The 14,581-nt window shown below is 36.8% G+C and carries 14 protein-coding genes; 8 read left to right on the forward strand and 6 right to left on the reverse strand.

The annotated features are described in order from the left end of the window. Nucleotides 1-75: 75 nt before the first annotated feature. The 6 genes from M0Q17_RS07765 (at nucleotide 76) to M0Q17_RS07790 (ending at nucleotide 6,146) form a co-directional block, all read left to right on the forward strand. The gene (locus M0Q17_RS07765; protein ID WP_295085506.1) at nucleotides 76-2,544 is read left to right on the forward strand and encodes a hypothetical protein; all 2,469 of its coding nucleotides are present in this window, start codon (nucleotides 76-78) and stop codon (nucleotides 2,542-2,544) included. Nucleotides 2,545-2,966: 422 nt separating this feature from the next. Then, nucleotides 2,967-3,707, forward strand: a complete 741-nt coding sequence (locus M0Q17_RS07770; protein ID WP_295085509.1) for a transposase — start codon at nucleotides 2,967-2,969, stop codon at nucleotides 3,705-3,707. A 488-nt stretch (nucleotides 3,708-4,195) separates the two neighbouring features. Further along, nucleotides 4,196-5,347 carry a site-specific integrase gene (locus tag M0Q17_RS07775; RefSeq protein ID WP_295085512.1) on the forward strand — a complete coding sequence of 384 codons (1,152 nt, stop codon included), beginning with the start codon at nucleotides 4,196-4,198 and terminating at the stop codon, nucleotides 5,345-5,347. Nucleotides 5,348-5,404: 57 nt separating this feature from the next. Beyond that, nucleotides 5,405-5,626 (forward strand): type II toxin-antitoxin system HicB family antitoxin, encoded by a 222-nt coding sequence (locus tag M0Q17_RS07780; protein ID WP_295085515.1) that lies wholly within the window; start codon nucleotides 5,405-5,407, stop codon nucleotides 5,624-5,626. Continuing rightward, on the forward strand, nucleotides 5,604-5,834 hold the full coding sequence (locus M0Q17_RS07785; RefSeq protein ID WP_295085518.1) for a type II toxin-antitoxin system HicA family toxin: 231 nt from the start codon (nucleotides 5,604-5,606) through the stop codon (nucleotides 5,832-5,834). The genes M0Q17_RS07780 and M0Q17_RS07785 overlap by 23 nt, the downstream gene beginning before the upstream one ends. Nucleotides 5,835-5,921: 87 nt before the next feature. Next, the gene (locus M0Q17_RS07790; protein ID WP_295085520.1) at nucleotides 5,922-6,146 is read left to right on the forward strand and encodes a DUF2442 domain-containing protein; all 225 of its coding nucleotides are present in this window, start codon (nucleotides 5,922-5,924) and stop codon (nucleotides 6,144-6,146) included. Nucleotides 6,147-6,267: 121 nt separating this feature from the next. On the opposite strand, the gene M0Q17_RS07795 is transcribed toward M0Q17_RS07790, so the two are convergent. Both M0Q17_RS07795 and M0Q17_RS07800 read right to left on the reverse strand, forming a co-directional pair. After that, the gene (locus M0Q17_RS07795; RefSeq protein WP_295085523.1) at nucleotides 6,268-6,711 is read right to left on the reverse strand and encodes a hypothetical protein; all 444 of its coding nucleotides are present in this window, start codon (nucleotides 6,709-6,711) and stop codon (nucleotides 6,268-6,270) included. A 169-nt stretch (nucleotides 6,712-6,880) separates the two neighbouring features. Then, on the reverse strand, nucleotides 6,881-8,188 hold the full coding sequence (locus M0Q17_RS07800) for a DEAD/DEAH box helicase (protein ID WP_295085527.1): 1,308 nt from the start codon (nucleotides 8,186-8,188) through the stop codon (nucleotides 6,881-6,883). Nucleotides 8,189-8,289: 101 nt separating this feature from the next. Here M0Q17_RS07800 and M0Q17_RS07805 point away from each other — a divergent pair, with 101 nt between their 5' ends. Next, nucleotides 8,290-8,835 (forward strand): DUF2062 domain-containing protein, encoded by a 546-nt coding sequence (locus M0Q17_RS07805; RefSeq protein ID WP_295085530.1) that lies wholly within the window; start codon nucleotides 8,290-8,292, stop codon nucleotides 8,833-8,835. On the opposite strand, the gene lgt is transcribed toward M0Q17_RS07805, so the two are convergent. The 4 genes from lgt to M0Q17_RS07825 all read right to left on the reverse strand — a co-directional run bounded on the left by lgt (nucleotide 8,825) and on the right by M0Q17_RS07825 (nucleotide 14,181). Continuing rightward, nucleotides 8,825-9,643 (reverse strand): prolipoprotein diacylglyceryl transferase, encoded by an 819-nt coding sequence (gene lgt / locus M0Q17_RS07810; protein WP_295085532.1) that lies wholly within the window; start codon nucleotides 9,641-9,643, stop codon nucleotides 8,825-8,827. The two genes, M0Q17_RS07805 and lgt, sit on opposite strands and share 11 nt — an antisense overlap. 6 nt (nucleotides 9,644-9,649) lie before the next feature. Then, nucleotides 9,650-10,933: a (Fe-S)-binding protein gene (locus M0Q17_RS07815; RefSeq protein ID WP_295085534.1), complete on the reverse strand. Its 1,284-nt coding sequence runs from the start codon at nucleotides 10,931-10,933 to the stop codon at nucleotides 9,650-9,652. Nucleotides 10,934-10,935: 2 nt separating this feature from the next. Continuing rightward, nucleotides 10,936-12,303 (reverse strand): oxygen-independent coproporphyrinogen III oxidase, encoded by a 1,368-nt coding sequence (gene hemN, locus M0Q17_RS07820; RefSeq protein WP_295085536.1) that lies wholly within the window; start codon nucleotides 12,301-12,303, stop codon nucleotides 10,936-10,938. Nucleotides 12,304-12,471: 168 nt separating this feature from the next. Further along, nucleotides 12,472-14,181, reverse strand: coding sequence for an ABC transporter transmembrane domain-containing protein (locus M0Q17_RS07825; RefSeq protein ID WP_295085538.1), 1,710 nt, complete (start codon nucleotides 14,179-14,181; stop codon nucleotides 12,472-12,474). Nucleotides 14,182-14,288: 107 nt separating this feature from the next. On the opposite strand from M0Q17_RS07825, the gene M0Q17_RS07830 reads away from it, so the two are divergent. Beyond that, on the forward strand, nucleotides 14,289-14,581 hold a 293-nt coding region (locus M0Q17_RS07830; RefSeq protein WP_295085541.1), incomplete at its 3' end, for a hypothetical protein.

Here is a 14,581-nt window from a genome sequence, read left to right on the forward strand (position 1 = left end):
TTGCAGGTAATAGGGGTTGACAAGGGTTTTGATTTTGGATGTTTTTTTTGATAGTGTCGTAAAATAGGGGTTTTGTTGTGGTTTGGTTTTTTGTTTGGGGTTGGTGGGGCTTTTATGTTGACTACAGGTACCACACCAGATACTATTATCGGTACGGCTAACAATGACCTAATCACAGGTACAACTGCACAATTGTCTGTAGATGACAGAATCATGGATTCTTCAACTTCTGATAATGATACATTTAACTTAACAGCAACTACTGACCCAGTAGCTATGGATGTAACAAATATTGAAAATATCAATATTGATTGGGATGCATTTGGAACTCCAGATATCGATTTAGCAAATGTTATTGGTGCAACAGTTTCATTAGCATCAGATAAATCAGGTTATTTAGGGCATGCTAACTTTATAAATGTTGATAGAAACAATGTTACTGTAGGTGACGGTGTTGTTGGTACGGTTACAGTTGCTGGAACAGTTGATTCAACAATCAATGGTGGAAGTGCTAAAACTTTAACAATTACAGGTGCAGACAGAGATTTAACTGTTAATGCTAACAATAGTGAAACAGTAACAATTGCTGTTGCAAATGATGTTGATAACTTAACAGTTTCTGCTACAAATGCAACTGCACTTACTGTAGATGCAAACAGAGCTGCTGATGTAACTGTTGGTAAAAATGCTGACTTAACTATGACTGGAACAGCTGATTATACAATTCAATCAACTGCTGATGTTCAACTTGATGTTGCTGCTGGTGCTGCATTTGATACACTTACAATAGCTGGTGACAACGCTGTTACATTAAGCTTTGCAAATGCTGCTGACATTGCAGGTCAAACAATCACTAATGCAGGTGTAATTAGAATAGAAGATGAATTAGCTGCTACTGTAGATTATACAGATATTGAAGCTACTTCAATTGTTTTAGAGGCTCTTCAAACTGCAAATGCTACAGAAATAACTACTGTTAACGGTGCAAACTTTGTTTTAGAACTAGGAAATGGTGCAGCTGATACAGTTACTTTCGCTGTTACAACTGCTGATGATTCAAGTGCTGATGAGATTACTGTTGAGCTTCAAGATGATACAGCTGCTGCTTTAGACTTCAATGAAGCTGCTGATGAAGATTTTGAAACTGTAAACATCATCGCTAATGCTACTGTGAGTGCGACTGCTGTTGATTTAACTATTGCTTCTATTTTAGCTGGCACAAATAAAGTTGTACTATCAGCTGCAGAAAATGATGTAACAGTAACTGTTGCAACAGCAGGTGAAGTTGATGCTTCTGAAGTAACTGGTAATTTTGTTATAACACAAAACAACACTGATACAGATATGTTAATCATCGGTGGTAAAGCTAAAAATACTGTTGATTTTGATGGTGCTGTTACTGCAGAATCAACATTCGTTGGTAACGCGACAAGCGATGCAATTGATAATATTACATTTGATACAACTACAGGTGATGCTGTAGCTATGGTTTATGGTGGAAACAACATTGTTGACGCTGCTGCTATAACTGATGGTCAATTGACTGTAGTTGCTGGTTCTGGTAACGATACTGTTACTGCAACGGGTACTTCATTAAACGATGGTACACTTTCTCTTCAATTAGGTGATGGTAACAACAGTGTAACATTCGATATGGATGCAGCTAGAACTGGTGCGACTGTAAATATTACAACAGGTACAGGAAACGATTCACTTGAAATCACTGCTGCTACAAAAGCAGGAGATGACATTACTATTGATTTAGGTACAGGTACAAATACATTAACAATTACAAGTGTTGATTTAAGTCTTGGTACTCAAGCAATTTCAGGTGTTGATGTTATTGCTATCGGTTCTTCTGATACTTTTGCAGTAGTTAATGCTACATTACTTGATGGTTCATCAATTACATTAACTGGTGATTCTACTACTACAGATCATTTAGCTGTAGCTATTACAGGTTCTGATACAACTGTTGATTTTAGTGGAATGACTATTGATAATACTATCGATAAAGCAATCGGTGGTTTAGAAATCACTGCTAAAGCTGGTGTTGCAAATAACATTACTGCTACACATGGTGATGATAATATCATTGGTAATACAGGAGTTGATACAATCAATTTCGCTGCAACTGCTGCATTAAATGGTGAAGATACTATTACTACATTTACTGCTGGAACAGATAAATTGAACATCAGCGCATTTGCTTCTGTTACTGAAGCTACAACAGTTACAGGAAATATTACTGCTACTGCTGGTAATGTGTATTTCTTCTCAGCTGACATTACAGCTGGAGGTGGTGATGTTGCTGTTGCTGCTAATGTCGCTACTGCTCTTAATGCTGCTGCAGTATGGGCTGATACTACTGTAACTTCTTATATTGTTATTGTAGATACAGATGCTGCTGCTGATGGAGCTGGGACAGGTTCAGCAATCTACTCATGGACTGATGCTGGTTCTAATGAAGTTGCAGCTGCGGAATTAACATTGATGGGTACAGTTGATGCTGTACTTACAACTGCTGATTTAGTATTTGCATAATCGCAATAAAACACTCTAACCCCTCAAAAGGTTATAAGCCTCACCCCTCAAAAGGTGGGGCTTTTTTATTTCTACTTCTCTCCCTTTTTGCTACAACCCGTAACACTTCTAAAAATTCCTAAATTTCTTTTATCCTTAATATCCACTTAAAAGTCGGCAATCTGGTGGGCAATTATCTTTCATCTATCTAAATCTTTTACAAGACTCTCTAAACTACCTATTTATCTACATTTCTCTCATTTGCATACCGTCCCAAAATCTCCTTTAGGATTACAATACTATTTATTGTGTCATTAACACTCCATTTGGTCGGCAATTGGTCGGCAGAGCCTACTTGACAAGGTTTTTAAAAAAGGGGTGTCAGGCACCATTTTATGCAAAAACTTAATTAAATATTAATCTAATAAACACTACAATATCTTATGGCAAGAAAAGAACGATACCAAGAAGCTGGACACTATCATATTATAAATCGTGGGGTAGAACAGCGAGCTATCTATCTTGAACCAGAAGACTATGAGTTTTTTTTAGATTTATTACTCATACTTACCAAAGATTATCAAATTATCATACATACATTTTGTCTTATGACAAACCACTATCATCTTCTTTTAGAAACCAAAACCTCAAATCTGTCAAAAGCTATACAATTTGTAAATGACAAATACTCAAAATATTTTAATAAAAAATACAAAAGAAGCGGTCACCTATGGCAGGGCAGATACAAATCTTATCCTATGTTTGATGATGCACATTTTTGGATAGTAGCAAAATATATAGAAAGTAATCCCATAAAAGCCAAGATGGTAAAACAAGTAGAACTCTATAAATACCAATCATTTTTTCAATGGAAATATAAACATAACTATTATGAGCTTTTAAATAACTCTATGATTTTTGAGATGACTTATAGGGAGTATGAAGACTATATTACAAGTGAGATGGAAATTGATGCCATAGATGTTGTGTATAAATCTCCAAAGCTTATAACTCAAGACGGAAAGTTAAAAGTTCTAAAAAAGAGAATAGAGACTTTTTTTGAAGTTGATCGTGATATAAATAGAGATGAAAATATAAAAAAAGCTTTTCAATACGGTTATACAAAAAGTGAAATAGCTAGTTTTTTAGAGCTTAATCATTCTACTATATCAAGAATCATTTAGACTAAAACATTTGCTTGCTGAAAAGCAATCAGCAAAATTCCTCACCATACCACCAACCAAGCTTACCACCCCAAACCACACATTTGCTACCAATAGTTACATCAGCTCAAATTCGTAATTTCTTTTAAACCTTAAAGCGACCTAAAATGGTCGGCAATTGGTCGGCTAAAAAACTCCAAGTGTCCCATAATACTTTTGAGACAGCTACAACACCCTCTACACCGAACTTCTGTAAAAACCAAATGCCTAAAAAGTGTCTCAAAAGCCCCTAAGCATTATGAGACACCTAAATGCACTCAAATATCCCTATTTGGTCGGCTAACTGCCCTTGACAAGGTTTTTAGCCTTAAACTATACTCCCACTTAAGCTTAGAGCGAAAAACAAGCCCTAAACCACATAAAACATCCATTTATTAGTAAGGAAATTTACCTATAAAAATAGAGTAAATCCAAGAGTAGAAAAAAGATAAAACATAAGGAAAACCACAATGCCAAAAGCCACAATCAACCAAGAGTTTTTAGATAAATTAGAGTTACCAACAAACAAAGCCAAAGAGCAGTATTTCGATATAGCCCAAATAGGATTTATGCTTGAAGTAAAAAGAACAGGAAGTAAAACCTACTACTTCAGATACAGAAAAAACAATAAACAAACTATGAAACGATTAGGAACAACAGAAGAACTAACTCTTAAAGCAGCTAAAGATATATATCTAAAACTAAAACAAGATATGATAGATATTAAAATAGAGAGCATCACCAACAACAATGACACAACACACCCCATCCCAACCCTACAAGAGTTCTACGACAACTTCTACAACCCTTACATCCAAAAGCACATTAAAAGCCACACAACCAACCAAAGCCTCTTCATCAACCACATACTCCCAGCACTAGGTGCAACTGTAATGACAGAGATAAAAAAGATAGATATAATAAAACACCACTCTCAAATGCTAAGCCTAAAGAAACTTGCCCCTGCAACTGCCAACAAGTTTTTAGTATTCCTCTCCAACGCCTATCATTTAGCTATAGAGTTCGAGATACTCCAAACTCCATACAACCCAGTTGATAAAATCAAACACTTTGAAGAAAACAACGCAAGAGAGAGATACCTAACAACTAAAGAGAGTAAAAGATTAGTCCAAGCTGTACAAGAAAGCCCAAACCTACACCTAAAATACATCATCCCAATGCTACTGCTAAGTGGAGCAAGAAGAGGAGAAGTTCTAAAAGCCCAGTGGAGCAACTTCGATGAAATTCAAATGCTTTGGACTATCCCTACAAGCAAGAACGGTAAAAAGAGAATCCTACCCCTAACCCCACAACTACACGACCTACTAAAACAGATACCAAAAGAATCAAAATACCTCTTCCCCTTACCAGTAACAAGCGAACCCTACATCACCATCTTCAACAGCTGGAACACCGCAAGAAAGAAAGCTGGACTGCCAGAAGTGCGTATTCACGACCTAAGACACTCTTATGCATCAGCACTAGTAAACGCTAAATGCTCCCTCTATGAAGTTCAAAAGCTTCTAGGACACTCAACAGCAAAGATGACCCAAAGATACGCCCATCTATCAAACGATGCCCTTATGAGTGCTGCTTCTTGTGCTGGGAGGTTGTTGAAGTGAGATTGTAGATATGGTTTGGTATAATGAGTTTTAATAATACATAGCAAAGGATAAAAAATGAAATATTCTGTAATCATAGAAGAAGATAAACTTGATGGTGGATACATAGCTTATGTTCCAAGCCTTAAAGGGTGTTACACTCAAGCAGATACACTAGATGAGTTAAAAACTAATATTATCGAAGCTATAGAGGTAAGCAAAGAAGAGAATGAGCCAGTGAATACTTTGTTTGGTATTTGGGAGCTAGAGGTAGATAATGCCGCCGTTGCCAGTCATTAGTGCTAAAGAGTTAATAAAGTTTTTACAGTTCAAAGGGTTTGAGCTTGCAAGACAAAAAGGCTCACACCAAAGATACAAACATCCAGATGGAAGAGCTGTAACTGTACCTGTGCATGGTAAGAGTGATTTAAAAAGAGGGTTACTAAATGGTATCCTCAATGAGCTTAATATTGATGTTGAAGAGTTAATAAGCTTTTTGAAAAAGTAGGGAGTTGCTATGTATTTATCAGTTATAGATGTAAAACCACAAGAAGATTATAAACTGTTGCTTACTTTTGAGAATAATGAGTGAAAAGTGTTTGATGTAAATGAGTATCTTAATATAGGTAAATTTCAAGAACTCAAAGACAAAAAGCTTTTTTCTAGTGTGAAAGTAAGCTTTGATAGTATAGAGTGGGACAACCATCTTGACCTTGATCCTGAACTGCTTTATGACAAATCGGTAAAAAAAGGGAAAAAAGGGGTGTCAGTCGCCACCTTAAAAAAGGGGTGTCAGGCACTCACCTACTTCCATAAGTAGGACTTTTTTTATTATTCTTTCTATTCTTTTTTCTATTTTCGGTATAATCTCAGCATGACATTACAAGAGCGAAAAGACAAAGCCGAAAAAAGGGTGCCAGGTACTCATTTGTGCGTCATAGTTACGCCTCAAACATCATTTTTGCTAAAATTACTATGAAAAATCCTAAGATTAGAACTACTTTATGAAACTGCTCTTGCATAAACTTTGGTTTTTTTCGACCCGTAAATTTTGTAAAAAGGTTAAATAGCACACCCGCTACGATAATAAGTGCCAACACTATTTTGATAACGAGGATTTTTTGCATATCGGTCTCAAAAAAACCTGTAGTGGAGTTTATATATCTCGACATCATCATACCGCCTGTTAAAACGATAATAAGAAGTGAAATAGGGAAGATTTTGAAGCTTTTAGAACCTAGTATCTGGTTAATCTTTGTTTCTTTATCTTTAGAAAACTTGTTTTTAAGTGCCGATATCATAAATAAATCGGTAAAAACATAACCTAAAAATATGATTGCCAGCATCAAGTGAATTATATGTGCATATGGATAGACTGCTTCCATTATTACTCCTGTGTAAAATTAGTGCAATTATATCAAAGATGCCAATCCAAAAGCTTGCATCTTGACTTAATCTCCTACCCTAAAGGCACTTTAATAATCAGCAACTCTCTTAGGAAACTAGGTTTCAGCCTCGTCTGTGTGAGCAAGGTTAAAACCTTGCTTCCGATATTTAGTCACGCTTTGTTGTTTTTCTTTTTTTTGTCGTTACAGGCTTTTTATAGCTTTCGCCTTTTTCACTCTTTTGGACTTTTTCAGGTTTTTTGTAAGGTTTTTTAGCTCTTTTTATCTCTACTTTTTTATGTTCGCTCTTTAACTTTATCTCATCTTGATCACGTCTGCGAATAGTTGGATCTGGTTCAAAGCCCTCCACCGTTTCTTGGGGTATTTTCATCCCGATAAGCTTCTCAATAGCTTTCATATCATACTTTTCATAGATATCTATTAAGCTTATCGCCTCTCCCTCTCGCCCTGCACGACCTGTTCGCCCTACTCTATGGACATAATCCTCAGGGATTGACGGGAGTTCGTAGTTGATGACAAACGGTAGCTCCTCTATATCCAAACCTCTTGAAGCTATGTCGGTTGCCACTAAAACTTTTATCTTGCCCTCTTTAAACTCATTTAGGGTTTTTAAACGTTTAGCTTGAGTTTTATCGCCATGTATGATGCCGCACTTAAGACCATCTTTTTGAAGTTCGACTACAAGCTCATCCGCACTTACTTTTGTTCTTGTAAAGACTAAAACTTGTCTAAAATTTCTTGAACCAATGATATATGCTAAAAGTGCTGCTTTTTTGTCCGTATCAACTAAATAGGCAATCTGATTTATGGTATCAACAGTTGAATTTTTCTTTGAAGCTTCTATAAAAGCGGGTTTTGTAAGAAGAAGTTTTGAGAGTTTTCTTACCTTGTCGCTGTAGGTAGCTGAGAAAAGAAGCGTTTGATGTCTCTTTGGCAGAAGCGGATGAATCGTTTTTATCTCTTTTACAAAACCCATATCAAGCATCCTATCAGCTTCATCAAGGACAAAAATCTCTACATGCGAGAGGTCTAAACCCTTTCCTATATGCTCGATTATTCTACCGGGTGTTGCAATAATGATATCAACTCCCTCTTTTAAGAGCTTCTGCTGAGTCTCTAAATCTTTTCCGCCGACTAAAACAGCAATGTTTAGAGGCATATTCTTCGCATAATTTTGTAAATCATCGTGAATCTGCAAAGACAACTCTCTAGTTGGAGATAAGATAATCCCTCTTAAAACTCTGCTTTGGTCTGCCGATGTTTTTCTAAGCCTCTGCAGCATAGGAAGTCCAAATGCGGCAGTTTTCCCCGTTCCCGTTTGAGCCGTTGCAAAAACATCGCTTTTTGCTAAAACCAAAGGAATTGCTCTTGTTTGTATGCTTGTAGGTTTTTCATAGCCCATATCTTTTATGGCGCTAAGAAGTTGCTTTATAACTCCTAGTTTTTCGAATGACATCGCGTACCTACTTTCTTTTTAATAGTGCAATTTTAACATATTATTAAAAGAATAAGTTTTTTATGGATATAATCATCCCACATTTCAAAATGGCATAAATTATGATTAGAAAAACCTTTAAAAATTTAAGTGCAAATGAAAAACTAAAAACTTTTATACAAAAAAACAGAGTACCCATTGAGTATCTATCTGCAAACAGAAAAATGGTCTCTAAAGCTGTTTTCATAGGGCTTTTTATAGCTTTTATTCCGATGCCTATGCAGATGCTTGCGGTTGTTGCTTTTATACCTTTTACAAGATTTAACGTGCCTATCGCTCTTGCGATGTGCTGGCTAAGCAATCCTTTTACGATGCCTGCCATGTACTATATGGAGTACATGACGGGAAGTTTTTTTCTCGGCATGGAGACGACAGCCGTTGAACTTAGTGTTGATTGGTTTGCACAAAATATTGGAAATATTTTTATTCCGCTTTATGTGGGAACTGCTTTTTACTCTATTGTAGGCTCTAGCGTGGGATATTATTTAGTCACTCATCTATGGAGAAGCTCTGTTAAAAAAGATCAGACTTCACGTAAAAACGGCACTTACAAGAGAGAGACAAGCAACAAAGAGAGTAGCGATAAAGTTGATGAGTCTAAATCTTAACACTTCTGTTTTTAAAATAAAACCAAGCTGTTATGCCGATTAAACTCATGCCCAAACTCATAACCTGCCCCTGCGTAATTGCATTACAACAGAGATAGCCTATCTGAACATCAGGAGCGCGCCAAATCTCTGCTATAGCGCGAAACAGCCCGTAACTAACTCCATAAACCAAAATCAACTCCCCGCTGTAGCTTTGAAATCTTCTGTAAATATATACAACTATAAATACGCCAAATCCCTCTAAGACTGCCTCATAAAGCTGTGAGGGGTGCCTTAAAACTCCATCTACCAATATCCCCCAAGGAACATCAGTCTCTCTACCGATAAGCTCCTTGTTTAAAAAGTTTCCTATCCGCCCAAAAACAAAAGCCAGTGGCACACTCACGGCTACTAGGTCCATTATCTTGCCAAGAGCAATTTTGTGTTTTTTGGAGTACAGGTAACTGCTTATTAAAAAACCAAGCACTGCACCGTGATAGCTCATGCCTCTTATACCGACAAATTCGCCGTCAATAAATGGGTTAAATATCTGCCATGGATGAGAGAGGTAGTAGAGTGTTTGCGTGTCATAAAAGAGGATATATCCAAGCCTTGCTCCCAAAATAACGCCTATTTCTACATAAATAAAATATGTATCTATTCCTTTGGCTCCAAAATCAAGATTATCTTTTTTAATAAAATATTTTCCGATATATAAAGCGCTTAGAAGTGCCAAAACATACATGATTCCATACCAATGCACAGGCAGAAAAAAGAGATTAAAAGCTACTGGGTCAAAGGTTTCATATATATTGTTCCATGCGGACATTTTACTTTACTCTCTCAGAGCTTCAGCAATTAACTCAATAGGATTTTTAAAGATAATCTTAGTATCCGTATAGCCTAAAGATGAGTTTATCTGCATCCTACATGCGCTGCACTCCGCACTTACAACATCCGCTTTTGTCTTATTTATCATATCTGCTTTAGGGATTCCCGCCGCTTTTGCAAGGTGGTACTTCTCGCTTTGCATAGTAACCCCGCCAAATCCGCAGCAGCTGTTTGGATCACTCATCTCAACAATGTCATAGTTTTTGCTTATAAGATTTCTCGGCTCTTTATGAATTCCCTGCATCTTTTTAGCATGACAAGGGTCATGGTAGGTTACTATTTTAGTATCTTTTTTCTTTGATGCCAAAAGTTTCTCAAGCTCTGTATGATGCTGCAGCCACTCTGTTGCCATAAAGATTTTGTCTCTAAGGGCTACCGCTCTTGCCTTCCACTCAGGCTGGTCATGAAAGTAATGCTCATAATCAATCTTTAACATCGCACTGCATGTAGCTTCTGGAACTATGATGGCTTCAACATCTTTGCTAAAACTCTCAAAATACTCTATATTGAACTTTGCATTATAATCAACCGTGTAAAAATCGCCCGTAAAGTATGCGGGTGCGGAGCAGCACTTCTGATCTTTTGCCAAAAATGCATCAATTTTCAAATGTTCTAAAATCTCCAAAAGAGAATTGCCTACGTCAACATAGTTATAGTTACCCAAACAGCCTATAAAAATAGCGACTTTTCTCTTGCCGCCATTGTCTATATTTTCGGGATGTGAGTTTAAAAACGATGTTTTTCTAAGGCTAGGAAGAATTCTATCAGCCTTCAACATAGGAAAATTAAAACGTCCGCTCATGGAGTCTGTATCCGCTTTTATTTTAAATCCGCATGTCTGAAAAACCCAGCCGAGTTTAAAAGCTAAGTCGTTTAACCAACGATGTCGAAGAAGCAAAAAGAACGCTCTTTTGTACCAAACTATGCCAAATTTTTTGCCAATATCAGCTCTTACTTGCTCTATTACCATATCAGTCGGGAGTGATTTTGGGCAGACTTCAACACATGCGGTACATAAAAAACAGCTCTCAAAGATATCTTTTGCATTTTTATCAAGCTCTAGATTGCCGCGTTGATAAGCTCCTAAGAGGTCTAGAAATCCCCTCGGAGAGGTAACCTCGTCTGCGTTTACGTTGTGAATAGTACAGACAGGAATACACTTCCCGCACTTGATGCACTCATCCGTCGTAGCACCAAAATTAAAAATTTCTTGTGCATTTTTACTCATCTCTACACCGTTTTAGAAAATGTCTTAGAGCTTGATGCATGCTTTTTCATATATGCATCAAAGGGCATTGCAATATTTCTAATAAGAAGTGTCCCGGTCTCGCTGCACTCTATAAAATTATCATCTATTGTTAAAAGTTTGTCCTCTTCAAAAGGTTTAAGTGCTTCTATCGCATCTGCAAAATATCTCTTAAATTCTACATTGTATAACTTTTCAAATCTTTTTATATCAAGTTTAAAGTTACTCATAAGTTCCATAATTACATACTGACGAATTAAATCATCTTCATTTAAAGAGATGCCTCTTTCAAAAGGTAGTTTACCGGCATCAATAGCAGTTTCATAATCTTTCATATCTTTAAAGTTTTGCGCATAGTAGTCAATGCCTTCGCCAATAGAAGTAAGCCCTACTCCGATTAAATCAGCTCCGCCTTTTGTCGTGTAGCCTTGGAAGTTTCTGTGAAGCTCGCCTTTTTTTATCGCCTTAAAAAGCTCATCCTCAGGTTTTGCAAAGTGATCCATGCCTATCATTTTATAACCGTTTGATGTTAAAAAATCAATAGTGTACTGCATAATCTGAAGCTTCTCATCAGGCAGAGGAAGCGTAGTCTCATCAATCTTTCGCATAGTCTTTTTCATCCAGGGAACGTGTGCATAGTTAAACACCGCAAATCTATCAGGATTTAACGTAATTGCGAGAGAAAGTGTCTCCTTAAAAGTCTCTAGTGATTGAAAAGGGAGTCCGTAAATAAGGTCCACGTTTACAGAAACCATATTATATTTTCTAGCCAAATCCATAGCCTTTTTTGTTATATCATAAGGCTGAACTCTATGAATGGCTATTTGAACTTTTTCATTAAAATCTTGAATACCAAAGCTTACACGATTAAAACCGTTCTGGCTTAAAACCCGCATCTGATCCTCATCTATATGGCGCGGATCTATCTCACAACTAACCTCTGCTTCCTTTGTAAAGTTTGGAAAAAAAGAGCGTATCTCCTTGATAACCTCTTCTAGCTGCGTGGCACTAAAAAAAGTAGGTGTTCCGCCGCCAAAGTGCATCTGAATCACTTCTCTACTGCAGTCGATATGAGAGGAGAGTATCTTTAACTCTCTTTTGAGATAGTCCATGTAGCGAAGCATCTTATCCTCTTTGGAAGTAAAAACGACATTACAACCGCAAAAATAACAAGCATTTTTACAAAAAGGAAGATGAAAATATAGACTAAGAGGACGAGAAGAATCTTGCTGCTTTAGCTTTTGTATATACTCATCATACCCAAAGGAGTCGTTAAACTCCAACGCTGTAGGATAGCTTGTATAACGAGGCCCCGGTTTTGAGTATTTTGTAAATTTTGCAAAATCTAGCATATTTGTCCTTATTATTTATGAGCATCTCGAAAAACAAGTTTTTCGTAGCTTTAGGGGGGTTGCAAGGAACATCAGTCCCTGCCACTAAAGAGGACGAGTTCTCTTTAGCGTGTAACATGAGTTTAATTATGGCGATTATCTCTAAAAAGTGTTGAAATTATCATTAATCTAATTTTCAAAGCGTCCTGCCAGCTTTTTATAAGCATCACAACTCTCTAAAAGTTCGCCATGATTTCCGCTTGCGATAATCTTGCCTTTTTGCATAACCAAAATCTTATCCGCATGCTCAATGGTACTTAATCTGTGAGCGATAGTAATGGTTATTTTATCTTTTGTATATGCTTCTAGCGCCTCTTGTATCCTCTTCTCACTCTCATTATCAAGTGCCGAAGTTGCCTCATCAAAAAGCAGAAGTGAAGCGTGTTTGTAGATAGCTCTTGCAATCGCTATACGCTGTCTCTGCCCGCCGGAGAGGTTTGAGCCAAACTCCTCCATCTTTGTCTCTATCCCCTCTTCTAAAGAGCTTACAAAGTCATAAGCATCTGCAAGCTTTAAGGCTTCTATGACCCTTTTCTTGTCAACTTCTTGAGCGTATGCAACATTAGCGGCAAGGGTGTCTTGAAATATATAGATTCTCTGCGAGACGAGTGAAATATGGTGTTTTAGAGAGTCTTGCGTAAACTCTTTTATATTTATCCCATTTACAAGAATCTCCCCGCTATCAGGATCATAAAAACGCAAAAGCATATTTATAAATGTACTTTTGCCGCCTCCACTGTCTCCGACAAGCGCAATATTTTCTCCGCGTTTTATCTCTATGCTTACATCATCAAGTACATAAGAGTCCTCATATTTTAGCTTTACATGGTTGAACTTTATGTTGGTTATATCCTCTTCTAAAACTTTTGCTCCGTTTACAATCCTGTTTTCTCTATCAAGCAGCTCAAAAACTCTCTCGCTTGCAGCTACTGCATCTTGGATTTTAGAGTATATTGAGCTGATGCGGCGAATCGGCTGAAAAACAAGTCCGACAGCGGTAATGAACGCCGTAAATTCGCCCACGCTCATTTTGCCGTTATAAACTTCCTGCCCGCCTACAAAGATAACCGCTGCAAGTCCGATAGCACCGACAATCTCCATCATAGGAGAAACTATATCTCCGACATAAACAGACTTCATATTAATCTTAAAAAACTGCCAGTTTTGAGTTCTAAAACGCTCTAACTCAAACTTCTCTGAAGCATTTGCTTTTATGATTTCGCTATTGTTAAAAACCTCGGTAAGTCTGGTTACTACATCGGCATTTTTCTCTTGTGAGCGGCGAGAATACTTTTTGAGTTTTTTACCGATTAAGAGAATCGGATAAACTACAACAGGCAACACAACAAGAGAGTAAAAAGCTAGTACCGGATTTAGGTAGATGACATATCCCACAAGAGCGATGACGGTCAAACTCTCGCGGAAAAGTTCAGGCAACATGTTGGAGACAAAATATCTTATGCGCTCTATATCGTTTGTAACCCTTGAAATCAGCTCGCCGCTTCTGTTTAGATACAAAAACGCCATATCAAGGTTAATGATTTTCTCCAATAGAATCTCTCGAAATCTCGTAACGATATGCTGTCCTATGTAGTTCATAAAAACCGACTGCATGTACCTGCCAATCGACTTAAAAAGGTATATAACTACAAGAGCGATTGGAATGTAGTATAGCATCTCCTCTTTTTTCTCTATAAACATCTCATCCATAAGAGGCTTCATAATATGCGCCGTTGCAGTAGTCGCTCCGACTGTGAAGATTATGCCGACAAGAACTAAAAGGTACTCTAACTTATACTCTTTTATGTATGGCAAATAACGCTTAAATACTTTTCTCAATAACTATCCCAAAACTCTTATTTTCTGTGTATTTTATCTAAAAAAAAATAACAATAAATTTCAATCCAATTATGCTATTATTGCATACTTTATTTGGATTATGACTATTGATAAAATTAAGAAAAATATCACATATATTTAGATATTTATTTGGACTTCCAAAAAGTATCTATGTAAATTTTAGACTTTTACCTTTTAGCCAAGCTATAAAACTGCCTATAATTGTTTCAAATAAAACTAAACTTATATCCTTAAATGGAAAAGTAAATCTTGCTAAAGTAAAAACAGGCATTATTCGCATAGGCTTTGGCGGAACTGAACATATAGACTATAAATACTCTAGAACAATCTTAAAAATTGATGGCATTGTAAACTTTAAAAGTAGAGTAAAAATTGGTTT

Source organism: Sulfurimonas sp. (assembly GCF_023229105.1).
Lineage (GTDB): Bacteria > Campylobacterota > Campylobacteria > Campylobacterales > Sulfurimonadaceae > Sulfurimonas.

What these genes read in the sequence shown, in the direction of transcription:
- M0Q17_RS07785 (WP_295085518.1), top strand. Translation starts at nt 5,604, where the DNA reads ATGCCGCCGTTGCCAGTCATTAGTGCTAAAGAGTTAATAAAGTTTTTA.
- lgt (WP_295085532.1), bottom strand. Translation starts at nt 9,643, where the DNA reads ATGTCCGCATGGAACAATATATATGAAACCTTTGACCCAGTAGCTTTT.
- M0Q17_RS07815 (WP_295085534.1), bottom strand. Translation starts at nt 10,933, where the DNA reads ATGAGTAAAAATGCACAAGAAATTTTTAATTTTGGTGCTACGACGGAT.
- M0Q17_RS07795 (WP_295085523.1), bottom strand. Translation starts at nt 6,711, where the DNA reads ATGGAAGCAGTCTATCCATATGCACATATAATTCACTTGATGCTGGCA.
- M0Q17_RS07770 (WP_295085509.1), top strand. Translation starts at nt 2,967, where the DNA reads ATGGCAAGAAAAGAACGATACCAAGAAGCTGGACACTATCATATTATA.
- M0Q17_RS07780 (WP_295085515.1), top strand. Translation starts at nt 5,405, where the DNA reads ATGAAATATTCTGTAATCATAGAAGAAGATAAACTTGATGGTGGATAC.
- M0Q17_RS07775 (WP_295085512.1), top strand. Translation starts at nt 4,196, where the DNA reads ATGCCAAAAGCCACAATCAACCAAGAGTTTTTAGATAAATTAGAGTTA.
- M0Q17_RS07805 (WP_295085530.1), top strand. Translation starts at nt 8,290, where the DNA reads ATGATTAGAAAAACCTTTAAAAATTTAAGTGCAAATGAAAAACTAAAA.
- hemN (WP_295085536.1), bottom strand. Translation starts at nt 12,303, where the DNA reads ATGCTAGATTTTGCAAAATTTACAAAATACTCAAAACCGGGGCCTCGT.
- M0Q17_RS07800 (WP_295085527.1), bottom strand. Translation starts at nt 8,188, where the DNA reads ATGTCATTCGAAAAACTAGGAGTTATAAAGCAACTTCTTAGCGCCATA.